At 33.1% G+C, this 14,260-nt stretch carries 14 protein-coding genes; 11 read left to right on the forward strand and 3 right to left on the reverse strand.

Features of this window, described 5'->3' with window-relative positions; all coding sequences use genetic code 11:
• The first annotated feature begins 41 nt into the window (after positions 1 to 41).
• The 11 genes from ACNFIH_RS12880 to ACNFIH_RS12930 all read left to right on the forward strand — a co-directional run bounded on the left by ACNFIH_RS12880 (position 42) and on the right by ACNFIH_RS12930 (position 10,817).
• A complete protein-coding gene (locus ACNFIH_RS12880; RefSeq protein WP_035653473.1) occupies positions 42 to 1,016 on the forward strand; it encodes a PorP/SprF family type IX secretion system membrane protein in 975 nt (324 codons plus the stop codon).
• A gap of 158 nt (positions 1,017 to 1,174) precedes the next feature.
• Positions 1,175 to 2,266, forward strand: coding sequence for a sensor histidine kinase (locus ACNFIH_RS12885; protein ID WP_426483457.1), 1,092 nt, complete (start codon positions 1,175 to 1,177; stop codon positions 2,264 to 2,266).
• Positions 2,263 to 2,952, forward strand: a complete 690-nt coding sequence (locus ACNFIH_RS12890) for a LytR/AlgR family response regulator transcription factor (RefSeq protein WP_426483458.1) — start codon at positions 2,263 to 2,265, stop codon at positions 2,950 to 2,952. Before ACNFIH_RS12885 ends, ACNFIH_RS12890 begins: the two co-directional genes overlap by 4 nt.
• A gap of 168 nt (positions 2,953 to 3,120) precedes the next feature.
• Positions 3,121 to 3,864, forward strand: a complete 744-nt coding sequence (locus ACNFIH_RS12895; RefSeq protein WP_426483459.1) for an intradiol ring-cleavage dioxygenase — start codon at positions 3,121 to 3,123, stop codon at positions 3,862 to 3,864.
• An 18-nt stretch (positions 3,865 to 3,882) separates the two neighbouring features.
• Positions 3,883 to 4,578, forward strand: a complete 696-nt coding sequence (locus ACNFIH_RS12900; protein WP_426483460.1) for a hypothetical protein — start codon at positions 3,883 to 3,885, stop codon at positions 4,576 to 4,578.
• Positions 4,579 to 4,587: 9 nt separating this feature from the next.
• Entirely contained in the window at positions 4,588 to 5,091 is a 504-nt protein-coding gene (locus tag ACNFIH_RS12905; RefSeq protein ID WP_426483461.1) for a hypothetical protein, read from the forward strand.
• A 258-nt stretch (positions 5,092 to 5,349) separates the two neighbouring features.
• Entirely contained in the window at positions 5,350 to 6,537 is a 1,188-nt protein-coding gene (locus tag ACNFIH_RS12910; protein ID WP_426483462.1) for a phosphoglycerate kinase, read from the forward strand.
• A 110-nt stretch (positions 6,538 to 6,647) separates the two neighbouring features.
• Positions 6,648 to 8,474 carry a LysM peptidoglycan-binding domain-containing protein gene (locus ACNFIH_RS12915; RefSeq protein WP_426483463.1) on the forward strand — a complete coding sequence of 609 codons (1,827 nt, stop codon included), beginning with the start codon at positions 6,648 to 6,650 and terminating at the stop codon, positions 8,472 to 8,474.
• A 45-nt stretch (positions 8,475 to 8,519) separates the two neighbouring features.
• Positions 8,520 to 9,485, forward strand: a complete 966-nt coding sequence (locus tag ACNFIH_RS12920) for a DUF4837 family protein (RefSeq protein WP_426483464.1) — start codon at positions 8,520 to 8,522, stop codon at positions 9,483 to 9,485.
• Between the two features lie 137 nt (positions 9,486 to 9,622).
• Complete coding sequence (locus ACNFIH_RS12925; RefSeq protein ID WP_426483465.1) at positions 9,623 to 10,270, forward strand: DUF1579 domain-containing protein; 648 nt, start codon at positions 9,623 to 9,625, stop codon at positions 10,268 to 10,270.
• Positions 10,271 to 10,370: 100 nt separating this feature from the next.
• A complete protein-coding gene (locus ACNFIH_RS12930; protein WP_426483466.1) occupies positions 10,371 to 10,817 on the forward strand; it encodes a GNAT family N-acetyltransferase in 447 nt (148 codons plus the stop codon).
• A 151-nt stretch (positions 10,818 to 10,968) separates the two neighbouring features.
• Here ACNFIH_RS12930 and ACNFIH_RS12935 read toward each other — a convergent pair whose 3' ends face one another.
• Genes ACNFIH_RS12935 through ACNFIH_RS12945 form a run of 3 tightly spaced genes read right to left on the reverse strand, consistent with a single transcriptional unit; the run spans position 10,969 to position 14,244 of the window.
• On the reverse strand, positions 10,969 to 11,772 hold the full coding sequence (locus ACNFIH_RS12935; RefSeq protein WP_426483467.1) for an OmpA family protein: 804 nt from the start codon (positions 11,770 to 11,772) through the stop codon (positions 10,969 to 10,971).
• Between the two features lie 7 nt (positions 11,773 to 11,779).
• Complete coding sequence (locus ACNFIH_RS12940; RefSeq protein ID WP_142451324.1) at positions 11,780 to 13,417, reverse strand: S41 family peptidase; 1,638 nt, start codon at positions 13,415 to 13,417, stop codon at positions 11,780 to 11,782.
• 2 nt (positions 13,418 to 13,419) lie between these two features.
• Positions 13,420 to 14,244 carry a DUF4349 domain-containing protein gene (locus ACNFIH_RS12945; RefSeq protein WP_426483468.1) on the reverse strand — a complete coding sequence of 275 codons (825 nt, stop codon included), beginning with the start codon at positions 14,242 to 14,244 and terminating at the stop codon, positions 13,420 to 13,422.
• Between the last annotated feature and the right edge of the window lie 16 nt (positions 14,245 to 14,260).

Genomic DNA, 14,260 nt, shown 5'->3' on the forward strand with positions numbered 1-14,260 from the left:
AAATTTGAGCCCCAATGATGTTATCTAAAAAAATTATTACAATGAAAAAGTTTATTTTATCCCTAGTACTCATGGCTGTAACAACAAGTTACAGCCAAGAGTTAAACCTACCGGTGTTTACCCAGTATTTAGCTGATAACCCATTTGTACTTTCACCTGCTTACGCTGGTATTGGAGATAACCTTCGAATTAGAGCAAATGGTTTGACGCAGTGGGTTGGAATTAAAGATGCGCCTGAAAACCAGTCTTTATACGCTGATTTTAGAATCCTGGATCGTTCTGGTGTTGGAATCTCGATTTACAATGACAAAAATGGATACACAAGACAAACTGGTGCTAAAGTTTCCTTTGCGCATCACTTGATTTTGGATTATTATTCTAAACAATATTTGTCTTTTGGTATTTCGTATAACTTCAACAGTTTCAGAATTGATATTGATGAATTTAACAATACGATTGAACATCCAATACTGGATCCTTCGGTAACAGATAATCGTTACACGGGAAATAATAACTTTGACATTAGTGCATTGTATCGTAATAAAAACTTCTATTTGAGTTTTAATGCGAATAACGTATTGAAGAAAAACGTTGATAAATATCGTGGAGTAGAGCCAAATCTGCTTTCAAACTATCAGGTGTATACCGGATATGTTTTTAACGACGGAGAAAATAGACGAATCGAATATGAACCATCTATCTTCTATCAATATTTTGCAAGTGATAAACGTTCGACAACCGATTTCAACTTCAAATACAGACGTTACAATCGTTATGAAGATTATTATTGGATCGGAGTTTCATACCGTATGTTAAACGACCAGTTCCCAAAACCATTATCTGTCGGACCAATGGCCGGTTTCATGAAGTCTAGATTTTACTTCGGATATTCCTATCAGGTTATGTTCAACGATTTAGGGAATTATAATACAGGTACTCACGTAGTAACCATAGGTTTTGATTTCTTGCAGGCTATCAGTAACTGTCCTTGTACGCAGAGTCCAGTTCACGATTAATAAGAACAAAACCATTTCTTAGGCTAAAGAAGCCATTATTACAAAGCGAGTCGCAACATTATGTGTTTTTACCGCAATAATTTGAAATAAACTTACAATAACATTAAATTTGAATAGTATCAATTTGCATCGTCAAAATGATAAATCAAATTTGATTTATGAAAGCTAAATTTTCACTTTACGCGAAACACATTGTTTTGTGCCTCGCTTTTTTATTTTTGCCGTATGCCTTCACATCGACAAATACGATTTTTTCATTGCCGCATTTATACACCAATGCGCATGATCGTATTTATTTTTTCATCTATTTTACACTACTTTGTTTTTTCTATTTTAACTATTATTACTTAATTCCGAAATTCTATTTTTCCGAAAAGAAGTTCATTTACTATTCCATCATCATCGGATTTCTTCTTTTTTTTCTTTGGATATCAACTACTTTAGATCATCCTGCCCGAAATTTTTTAGATTTTAGAAATCCACCGGAACATTTTGAGCACAATCCTGGTTTGTTTCCAGAAAAATTTCCTCCGCCCCCTTCGATGGTTAAAGAAATGCCTTTTGATTTTGTAGGCGGTCCGCCAACACAGTATGGACATACCGCTTTGGTTTATTTAATTGGAGTAATTTCAAGTCTGCTTTTTGCTATCACAGGAAGATTGCAGAGTGTTGAAAAAGAAAAAGTAAAATCGGAGTTGGCATTTCTAAAAGCGCAAATCAATCCGCATTTTTTATTTAATACTTTGAACAGTATTTATGCATTGGCTTTAAAAAAAGACGATAAAACTCCAGATGCAGTTGTGCAGCTTTCAGAATTAATGCGTTACATCATGACCAATTCTAATGATGAAGTCATTGATTTGACCAAAGAAATCAATTACATCAATAATTTTATTTCACTCCAAAAAACACGTTTGGGCAATACCGTAATTGTTGATTATGAAGTCACAGGAAATACTATTGGAAAACAAATCACTCCCTTAATTTTAATCTCTTTCATTGAGAATGCATTTAAATATGGTGTAAACCCAGATCAAACTTCTGAAATTTCTATCAGTATTGATATAAAAGAGGAACAACTGACTTTATTGGTTTCTAATAAAAAGACTTTTTCAATACAATCTGAATCAGGAATTGGACTTCAGAATACAATTGAAAGATTAAAGTTGGTTTACCCGAATAAACATCAGCTTAAAATACAAGATACTCCGGAAAAATACGTTGTAAATCTATCTATAAAAGTAGGATGATAAAAGCAATTGCATTAGATGACGAGCCTTTGGCATTAGAAATTCTTCAGAGTTTATGCGACACTATTGATTATGTAGAATTGGATAAAGTTTTTACAAGATCAGATGAAGCGTTTAAATATCTAAAGAAATATCCCGTTGATTTATTGTTTTTGGATATCAATATGCCGTCAATTTCTGGTTTGGATTTTTACAAAAAGCTGCCTCACAAAACAATGGTCATTTTTACAACAGCCTATTCTGAATTTGCTGTTGAAGGTTTTACACTGAGCGCGACCGATTATCTTTTAAAACCAATTTCACTTTCCCGTTTCCAGCAAGCGACTGAAAAAGCTTTTTCACAATGGAAACTACAAAATCAAAATATTGAACAACAACATCTTTTCATTCGTGCCGACTATAGTTTGATAAAAATCCTGTTTTCAGATATTTTATATATCGAAGGTTTAGATGATTATCTGAAAATTCATATTCAGAATCAAAAAACAGTTGTGGCAAGAATGACATTAAAAGCAATCCTTCAAAAATTGCCTGAAACCGAGTTCATCCGTGTGCATCGTTCGTTTATTATTCCAGTTTCTAAAATAGAGAAAATCAGAAATAAAGTAATTTTTATTGACCAGGCCGAAATTCCAGTTAGCGCCAGTTACGAAGAAGCTTTTTTTGCTCTTTTAGACAAGAAATAAAGACAGTCTAAATTGAATTATTTTTACTACAAAAAAATATATTTTCTCCGTTTACCTCATAAATTTTGTGGTTTACCTCAAACATTTTCCAACGCTTTAATTTCGAATAATTTTACTCGAAAATAACTGTTAATCATTCTATTGGTATAACATTTAAAACAAAAAGCAATGAAAAGAAAAGAGTTTTTAAGAGGTTTGGGTTTAATCGGAATTTCATCTTTGGCAATTCCTATTATAAACTCTTGCAGTAAAGACGATGTGTCTGATGCTGATACAGATTCAGGTTCTTCTTCTGGTTCAGGATCTTCTTCTGGCGATTGTTCTGTTAGTCCTTCAGAAACAGCTGGACCTTTTCCAACAATTACGCCATCATCTTTAGTAAAATCAAATATTGTAATGGATAGAACCGGTGTTGGTTTTACTATTAAAATAACGATTAAAAACACAAAAGCAAATTGTGCTGCTTTAAAAGATGCTATTGTAGACATTTGGCATTGTGATAAAGACGGTTATTATTCTGAATATGGCGGAACTTCAATGCAATCGGTAAATTACACTTCGGTTCATTTTTTAAGAGGAAGGCAAACAACTGACGAAAATGGTTTGGTCACTTTTACTTCAATTTTCCCGGGTTGGTATTCTGGCCGTGCGACACATATTCATGTTCATATTTACAGCGCAAGCGGAACATCGCTATTGGTTACACAAATTGCTTTTCCTGAAGGATCAAACAGTGCGGTCGCGCTAGTCAACGCATCAACGCAAAATGGTTACACAAAAGGTTTGAGTGGTTATACTAATAATGCTTCTGATAACGTTTTCTCTGATTCAGTGGCAAACGAAATGTCAACTGTAACCGGAAGCGTAAGTGACGGTTTTGTTTTAACGCATACAATTAATGTAGCGTCCTAGTTTTAAAATTAAGTTATAATGATAGTTCAAATACCAGCTCAAATTTATAAGTCAGATTTTCGAGGTGCTTTCAATTCTCCGAAACACAACCGTTTTTCAACTTTTAACTTCGAAAATTATCAGGATTTATCCAGAAACGGATTCGGATCTTTAAAAATCCTTAACGAAGTAATATTAGCTCCCCAACAACGTATCACAAGATTTGTTAGTTCAAATACGAATGTTATTATTCTGCCGCTATTCGGCGGAATTGAATATAAGGATAATATCGGTAATGAGGAGTTTCTACGTGTCGATCAAATTAGAGTCTTAGCCGCAGACGATGATTTGGAAATAGAAATATTTAATCCTTATAAAGAAGAGAATGTTAGTTACCTCGAAATTGATTTTCAGATGGGAAAACAATATTTCAAAAATTATTTTCAGCAATATAAGGTAGATTTAAATGCTCATAATAAACTGAATAATTTATTCGAAATTGAAAGAGCAATTGGTTTCATCGGTGTTTATGATGGAAGAAAAGAAGGTTTTTTTGCTTTAAGAAATGCTGAAAATGGTGTTTTTGTTTTCGTTATTCACGGCGCTTTCGAAATTGAAAATCGACTTTTAGAAGCAAAAGACGGTTTAGGAATTAAAAAAGTTGGAACTATTGAATGGGAAGCATTATCTGAAAATGCTGTTTTATTAGTCATGGAAGTTCCTTTGGATAAGTAAATTAAGAAAATGGAAATCAAGAAAATAAAACTCGCTTATCGAATTGTTATTGATTCTTCTTCGACTTTTCTTTGGGACAAATATGTTTTCGAAGATACTTTCAAAGAATATCAAATGCAGAGTCAGCAGTTTAATTTTGAAGCAAATCCGAAAAACACTTTTCGTGAATTATTGGCCGAAAATCAAAAAGCAGAGAAATTGCATTTTTTAACCGGAATTGCAGTAAGTGGCTATGTTGAACAATTGAAAGGAAATTTTCATCGTGTTACAGATGTTCTCGGAAACTCTTATTTTCCATTTATTAATTATCAGCTGGATATTATCAATACAGATTCTACAGATTCATCAAAACATAAAATCGGAATTACTTTTTATTCCCCTTTATTAACTTATTTCGGAATTGTCGAAGGAAATTATCTGGTTTCTAAAAATACAGAAGAAACTAACGAATTCGAAACTATCATGTTTCCTGTTCAAAAGAATTTATCGATCTGTTTTCTCCAAAATAAATAGTAAGCATAAAAAAACAGAAATTATTCGTTTCATTTTTTGCCTTTTCTGTCAGTCTGTAGACAGGAAAGGTTTTTTTATATAAAAGAAGATGTAAAATTTGCATTTAAAATTGTGTTTAATATTTAATAAACCAATTTATTTGTGAAATTATAACGTTTTCGTTCTTTTAATTATCGATTTTTTAGTATATCCGAATTTATTAGTACTCCAAAAGTTCTATATTTGTTGTTCTTTCAAAAAAATTAAAAAACTAGTCAAATGAAAACTTTAAACGATTTCGATTTTAAAAATAAAAAAGCAATTATTCGTGTTGATTTTAATGTCCCTTTAGATGAAAATTTCAATGTAACTGATGCAACACGTATTGAAGCTGCGAAACCTACAATTGACGCTATTTTAGCGCAAGGCGGAAGTGTAATTTTAATGTCGCATTTAGGAAGACCAAAAGGTGCTGAAGAAAAATACTCATTAAAACATATTTTAAAAACAGCTTCTGAAATTTTAGGAGTTCAAGTGAAATTTGCTGAAAACTGTGTTGGAGAACCAGCTCAAACTGCTGCAAAAGATTTAAAACCTGGAGAAGTTCTTTTATTAGAGAATTTACGTTTCCATGCTGAAGAAGAAGCTGGAGATGTTGCTTTCGCAAAAGAATTGGCTTCACTTGGCGATATTTATGTAAACGACGCTTTCGGAACTGCGCACAGAGCACACGCTTCAACTACAATTATTGCTCAGTTTTTCCCAACTGAAAAATGTTTCGGAACATTATTGGCAAAAGAAATTGACAGTTTAAATAAAGTATTGAAAAACAGCGAAAAACCTGTTACTGCAGTTCTTGGAGGTTCAAAAGTATCTTCAAAAATTACAGTTATCGAAAATATCTTAGATAAAGTGGATCACATGATTATCGGTGGAGGGATGACTTTTACTTTCGTTAAAGCTCAAGGTGGAAAAATTGGTGAGTCTATCTGCGAAGATGACAAACAAGATTTAGCTCTTGAAATTTTAAGATTAGCAAAAGAAAAAGGTGTTCAGGTTCATATTCCAGTTGATGTTGTTGCTGCAGATGATTTCTCAAACACTGCAAATACTCAGGTTGTTGATGTAATTGCAATTCCTGACGGATGGCAAGGTCTTGATGCAGGTCCAAAATCTTTAGAGAACTTCAAAAAAGTAATTTTAGAGTCTAAAACTATTTTATGGAATGGTCCATTAGGAGTTTTTGAAATGGAAACTTTCTCAAAAGGAACAATCGCTTTAGGTGATTATATCGCTGAAGCTACAGAAAACGGAGCGTTTTCATTAGTAGGAGGAGGAGATTCTGTTGCTGCTGTAAAACAATTCGGTTTTGAAGATAAAATGAGTTACGTTTCAACAGGTGGTGGAGCTATGCTAGAGATGCTTGAGGGTAAAGTTTTACCTGGAATTGCAGCAATTTTAGAATAAAATATCACAATTAACATTTTTTTGCGTATTTTTAAACACTAAACTTTTTAGTTTTGCAAAAATACGTCTCTTATAATTTATTGATTTATAAGATTTTAAAAAAATGTTATATGATTGTACGGAAAATATCTTTAATAGTCGGAGTTCTATGTTCAATGTCGATGTTTGCACAGCAATCTCCATCATCAGAAGTAGAAGTAAAGCCAGAAGTAAAATTATCGTATCTCGATTCGGTTAAAAGCACATTCAAAAAAAATGACGTGGCTGCAAAAGCAGACAGTCTTTGGATGAAAGAATTAACAAGTCTTGATATTTATGATGATCTATCAAAAGATATTCAAACCATTAATTCAGACGTAACGGTTGATCAGGAATTGCCAACAGAATTGCTAAAACAGCGTTTGCAGGCAATGAACGAAAAATCTCCGTTTAATATAGAATACAATCAAGGTTTAGAAAACTTAATAAAGTCATTTCTTAAGAATCGTAAAAAATCGTTTTCTCGATTAATGGCTTTATCAGAATATTACTTTCCAATTTTCGAGGAATCGTTCGCAAAGAACAATGTTCCTTTAGAAATTAAATATTTAGCCGTTGTAGAATCTGCTTTAAATCCTAAAGCAGTTTCTAAAATGGGCGCCACAGGACTTTGGCAGTTCATGTACGGAACTGGAAAACAATACGCTTTAAAAATCGATTCTTATGTTGATGAGCGTAGCGACCCAATGAAATCTACAGCTGCGGCAAGCGATTATTTTACCAAAATGTTTGAGGTTTTTAATGATTGGGAACTTGTTTTAGCATCTTATAATTCAGGACCTGGAAACGTTACCAAAGCCATTCGCCGTTCTGGCGGACAAACAAAATACTGGGATATTCGCAGTAATCTTCCAAAAGAAACTCAAGGTTATGTTCCGGCATTTTATGCAACAATGTATCTTTTTGAATATCATAAAGAACACGGAATCAACCCAGAAAGAGCTGTTGTCAAAAACTTCGAAACAGATACGCTGAACATCAAAAAAGAAATGACTTTCAAACAAATCGCCGATTTGCTTGATATGCCACAATCACAAATTCAGCTTTTAAATCCTTCTTATAAATTAAATGTTGTGCCTTATTATCAAGGAGAACAGCATTGTCTTCGTCTTCCGAAAGATAAAATTGCGACTTTTGTTTCTAACGAAAAACAAATTTATGCCTATGTTGATTATATGTCAACGATACGCACAATGCCTGCAAAACTGGCTTTGAAAGTGGCACCGAAAGTAAGATTGCAACCTCAGAAAACAAATTCGGATTTTCAATTCTATGAAGTTCAAAAAGGAGATAATTTAGGAGCAATCGCTGAAAAATACGATGTTAACCTGGCTGATTTAAAGAAATGGAATGGATTAAAATCAAATAATGTTGCTTTAGGAAGAACATTGAAAATCAAATCGGACGTTGATAGCTCTAAGATTTCAAAAGATGTAAAAGTAATTCCTGCTGTAGAGAAAAAGTCTGAAGAAGCAATTGCAGCTGCAGATGATAAAGAAAAAGTTGCTACACCACAGGAATATGTTGTAGCGGCTGGCGATAATTTAGGAAGCATTGCAAAGAAATTCGGTACGACTATTGCGGAGTTAAAAGAACTTAATGGTCTTACTTCAAACAATATTGGTTTAGGAAAAACTTTAGTGATTTCTAAAGAAGTTCCTGCAATTGAAGAAACTGCAAATGTAAATACTGCTATCGCGTCGAATGTTTCTATTGAATCGTTCAAGAAAGGTGCAGCATCGAAAAAAATCAGTGAAGATTATTACGTTAAAAAAGGAGATTCTTTATACAGTATTTCAAAAAAATATCCTGGAGTTACGATTTCAGATATTAAAAAATGGAATGGTATAAAAGATGGAGATATTAAACCCGGAATGAAACTTAAAATAAACGGATAATAAAAAAATCATCTAAATTTGGGTTTTATTTCATAAATTAAAAAAATGAATAAAACCCTTTTTTTATTTCTACTAGTGCCGTTTTTACTGATTTCATGTCTTAAAAACGATAAGCAATCGCAACCAGTCTCTGGCAAAACAAACACAATTTCGGTTATCATAGATGATCAGTTGTGGTACGGAGAGGTTGGCGACACCATCAGAAATAAATTTGCTTCGCCTGTTTGGGGCTTGACTCAGGAAGAGCCTCTCTTTACAATCAATCAATATCCTGCACGCTTGCTCGAAGGTTTTGTTACAGATAGTAGAAGCATAATTGTTGTTAAAAAAGCAGCAACCGACAAGTTCGAAATCATTCGAAGCAAAAAACTCCCACACAATACTTTTCGCATTTACGGAAAATCAGTAGATGATATTATTTGCAGCATTGAACTCAATTCTGCTCAAATGATAAAAATTATCCGTGATGCAGAAATTGAAAAAATTCAACAGGATAATAGTAAATCATTACTTAATCAGGCTATTATCAAAAATAAATTCCATGCCACGCTTGAAATTCCTGTTGGTTACGAATACATGCTTCATAAAAAGAATTTTATTTGGCTTAAGAAGAACATTATAAGCGGTAATACAAGTTTGCTTGTTTATCAGGTTCCGCTTCGATCCTTTAAAAAGTCAAATATAGTCGGTGATATTATAAAAATGCGAGACTCTGTCGGTGCATACATAAAGGGAAGAGAACCAAATACCCGAATGATTACCGGTGAAGCTTATGCGCCTTATTTTACATCAACATTTTTGGACGGAAAAAAAGCCTATGAAACGAAAGGAAGCTGGGAAATGAGAAACGACTTTATGGCCGGACCTTTTATTAATTATGCTATTATAGACGAAAAATATAATCGGATTTTAGTAATTGAAGGTTTTTGTTATTCACCTTCCAATCAGGAACGCGATTTAATGCTGGACTTAGAAGCGATTATTAAATCAGTTAAGATTGATAAAAAGTAGTTTTTTTGGTTTCAAGTTCTATCTGTGTGTTAGAATTAAGCTTTTCGTATAGCAAAACCTGAAACCTGAAACCTGAAACTTGAAACTAAATGTTTTTTCATTAAATTTGTTTGTAACAAACATAAAAACAAATACTTATGAAAAATGTAGCCGGAATATTAGTAGTATTGATATTAAGTTTTATTTCTTGTAAAAAAGAAGTAAAAACAGAAACAGTAACAACAAAAGATTCAGACAGTATTAAAACCGAAGAACCAATTACTGAAGCTGAAGCACCTGTAGATTCTGCAACACAGGTAAAAGCATGGCAAGCGTATGCAACTCCAGGAGAACCTCATAAAATAATGACAGAGGAAGTTGGAACATGGACTTGTGATATGACTTTTTGGTATGAGCCAAATGGAAAACCGGAAAAAGCAACTTCAATAGCAACCGTAAAAATGCTTTTCGGCGGGCGTTATCAAGAAACTGATTATAAAGGTACTATTATGGGAGCTCTTTTTGAAGGAAAAGGAACGTTAGCATATAATAATGCCACTAAAGAATTTACGAATACTTTTATTGACAATATGGGAACCGGAATGATGGTGGCTTATGGTAAATATGACGAAAGTACAAAAACAATCGAATTAAAAGGAGAAACTGTAGATCCTGTAAAGGGGGAAAAAACTCCCTATCGTGAAGTTTATACTATTGTTGATCCGACAACTAGAAAATTCGAAATGTATGATATGAAAAACGGTGCCGAATATAAAAGCATGGAAATTATTTCGAAGAAGAAATAAAACGATATTTTCTCATTTAAAGAAATTCCAATTACAGTTTGTGATTGGAATTTCTTTTTTTAAACTAATTTCGTCTTTTCGACTACAACAATAATGAATAATGGAATTAAAATGGAAAATAAAGCCTTTTGAGGCATTAACGGTTAACGAACTATATGATTTGCTTAAATTGAGAAGCGAGATCTTCGTAGTGGAGCAAAACTGCGTTTATTTGGACCTTGACGGCAAAGACAAGAAAGGTTTGCATTTAATTGGTGAATTTGACGGCAAAATTGTTGCTTACACGCGTTTATTTGATGCCGGAATCAGTTTTGATAACGCTTCGATAGGGCGAGTAGTTGTAGATGCCAATTATCGAGATAGAAAATGGGGACATGATTTAATGCGTGAATCAATTGCAGCCATCAAACAAAATTTCGGCAAAGATCAAATTACGATTGGGGCTCAGTTATATCTAAAAAAGTTTTACGAAAGCCATGGTTTTGTCCAAACCAGCGAAATGTATTTAGAAGATGATATTGAACATATTGAGATGATCCGTGGTTAAGAATTTTAGCGCAAAAACAATTAACGCAACTTTTTTGCATTAATTGTTTTTGCGCTAAAATTATTTCATAATCATCTAAAAAATAATTTAATAATAGTTTTTTTTAAAGTATTACTTTAAGTAAAATGAAGTTTTTTTTGAATTAAACGATTCATATCTTCGTAATCAAAAACTCAACTCTGCGGTCATATTTATCTCCTTTTCCTAGCGGATATTTATTGCCGCAACCTTGATACGTCATTCGGTTTTTAGAAACTTTTTTAGAACTTAGATAATTAAAAACCGTTTTGGCGCGGTTCCAGGAAAGTCTTCTTTCTTTGGTGGCTTTGTCAATTCCGTCTTCATATAAATCGGGAGTGCAGCAAACGTGACCTCTTATTTCAAATTGTATACTTTTTTGATGAAGAAGTTTCTCGGCAATTTTGTCCAGCTCTTTTTTTGAAGTGGAGGTTAATACTGAACTTCCAATATCAAATAGTATACTTTCTAAATAGATTTTGTCGCCAACTTTTAAATTGTCTTTAAAAGAAGTATAAATGCCTTTTCCAAAACTGTTTCGTTTTACTACTATCAAATCAACCCGCCGATTTCGGGTGCGGGTTTCATGAAGATTTTCGACAGTATCAGGTCGTACTACAATACGGCCTTTTCCTTCTAGAATCACAATTTTGCTTTGATTGAATCCCGCAGATGTCAACAGATTCTGAATCGTATTGGCACGATTGTTCGATAATCTAAAATTATATTCGTCTGTACCGCGATCATCGCAGTATCCGTAGATTTGTATTGACTCGACTTTTGCCGTGTCAATGCTTTTAATGAAATTAATTACAACTTCGGTTTGTAGAGGAGTTAGATCGTATTTGTCAAACTCAAAATAAATGGTTTCAATAGGTTTTTGCTGTGCCGATAAATTGTAAATAATAAACAGAAATAGGGCTAAACAAAGTTTCATTTCATTTTTACATTTTTAAAATCGTTTTGTACTCAGTTTGATTATTTAAAACGCTGACCGCTTTCTTAATTTCTGAATTGTTTTTTAAATAAAATTGATATAAACCTTCTTGATATTGATATCTTTTGATGAGTTCTTCCTGAATTAAATTTCTGATTTCTTTTTGATTTTTATCCAGTAAAGTGTTTTCGCTTTTTTCCAATGCAGCTAACAATTGCTGATATTCCGGAGCAATTGTTTCGTCGATTTTTTCGTTTTTTGCTGCAGCAAGCGTATTTTTCAAAGCAACTTCAGTTTCGGTGTCAAAACTGATTTTATTAGTTTTTAAATATTGTTTGAAACCTGCATAGTCAGCATCAGTCAGAACCGGAATTTTATCACCAAGATTTGGGTTTTTATAATAATAAGTCGTTGCATAATCAAAAATACCGTCGTTTTTTAATAAAGCACTCGTTATCGGACTCATTTTTGTTTCGTCTAATTCAATGTCAGGCAAAACACCTCCACCATCATAAACCGTTCTTCCTTTTCTGGTTTTAAAAGCGTTAAAGTTTTTTGCTTCCGTTCTTTGAGCAACACCATTTTTGTCTTTATGCGCATAATCTAACGCCTGAATGCAACGCCCAGAAGGAGTGTAGTAGCGGGAAATAGTAACTTTCAATTGTGTTCCGTAAGTCAAATCAACCGAACGCTGAACCAATCCTTTACCAAAACTGCGGCTTCCTAAAATCACGGCACGATCCAAATCCTGTAATGCTCCAGAAACAATTTCAGATGCAGATGCGCTTCTTCCATTAACCAAAATTGCTAGTGGAATTTCAGTATCTACTGGTTCTTTAGTCGTTTTATAGGTATTATTGTGTTTTTCAATTCTTGATTTTGTTGTAACGATCACTTCGTTTTTTGGAACAAATAAATTACAGATATCAATCGCTTCGTTTAGCAAACCTCCCGGATTTCCTCTTAAATCTAATACAATTTGAGTTGCTCCGTCTGCTTTTAATTTTTCCAAAGCGTCTTTTACTTCAGCAGCAGCTTTTCGGCTAAAATGAGAAAGAACAATGTAACCTGTTTTGTTATCAATTTTTCCGTAAAACGGAACCGATTTAATATCAACTTCATCCAAAACCAATTCTGTTGTATTGGTTTTTCCCTGGCGAAGGTATTTGATTTGGATTTTGGTATTCTTGGTTCCCTTCATTAATTGAGAAGCATCATCTTTATAATCTGCTATCAAAACATCGCCAATCTGAATAATTTCGTCGCCAGCTTTTAATCCCGCTTTGTCTGCAGGATAATTTTTGTACGGTTCGCGAACAATCAAACGGTCTTTTTTTCTGGAAATCAAAGCACCAATTCCAGTATATTCTCCAGTATTGTTGATTTTGAAATTCACAACATCCTGTTCGTTAAAGTAAACGGTGTAAGGATCCAAACTTCCCAACATGCTTTTAATGGCTTTGTCCATCAAATCGCCCGGATTGGTTTCGTCAACATAATTTGTATTTACGGCTTTGAATAAAGTTGTAAAAATTTCTATTTGTTTCGCAATTTCAAAAAAATCTTCTTTGAAACTGGTTCCAATAAATAATAATCCCGCTGCAACGGTTGGTATGACGAACTTCTTTTTTAAATATGGGTACATGATTATGCTTTTTTTCTTTTAAATCTTTTTCTAATAAAATAGGCTAATACACAAAATATAATTACAAACGGCCAAATGCTGATAATTGATATAAAGAAGCTTGACAAGCTAAAAAATCCTGATTTAATTGCGGTCCAGATTTTTGATCCGTATGATAGTTGCACCGCTTCCTGTTCTGGAAGGTTTTTGTAAAACTCAATTCTAACAGTACTTTCAGAAACTCTACTTTCTAAATATTTTAATTGACCTTCTTTTGCTTCAATTTCTTCGCGGATAATTGAGATTTGCTTTTCTATTTCTAAAATCTCGCTGATTTTTGTGGCTTTTTGAAGAATTTGCAAATAACGTTCTTCAAGTTTTCGTTTGTTTTTTAATCTTGTAGTAAGGTCAATATATTGTTCTGTAACATCTTCTGCAGAAATATCTTTTCTTTCGAAATAAGAAACTCCTTTTGAAATCGTATTGATAAAGGTATCAAAATTTTGACTTGGAACTTTAATTGTAAGATTCCTGAAAACCGAATTGTAATCTTTTCCTTCAGAATCTACTAAAACAGTTGCTTTGTTTGCTGTTACCGCGGTTTTGATTTGATTGAATGTTTCTTCTAAATCATTTGTTTCAAATCTAAGAGAGGCTTCTTTTATAATTTTTTGCTCAATTTCAGGCGAAGAAGCATCTAGATTTTTATCGGCACCGCCAGATTCATATTTTTTTGCTGGCAATTTTACTGCTGAGATTGCCATATCAGCATTTACAATTTCTTCACTGTTTTTTGAGCAGCTCGAAAAAATTAAACCCAAAAAGAATAAATAGAAAATAGATCTCATAAAGTTCCAATTTAGA

This window comes from Flavobacterium sp. 2, assembly GCF_049949195.1.
Taxonomy (GTDB): Bacteria; Bacteroidota; Bacteroidia; order Flavobacteriales; family Flavobacteriaceae; genus Flavobacterium.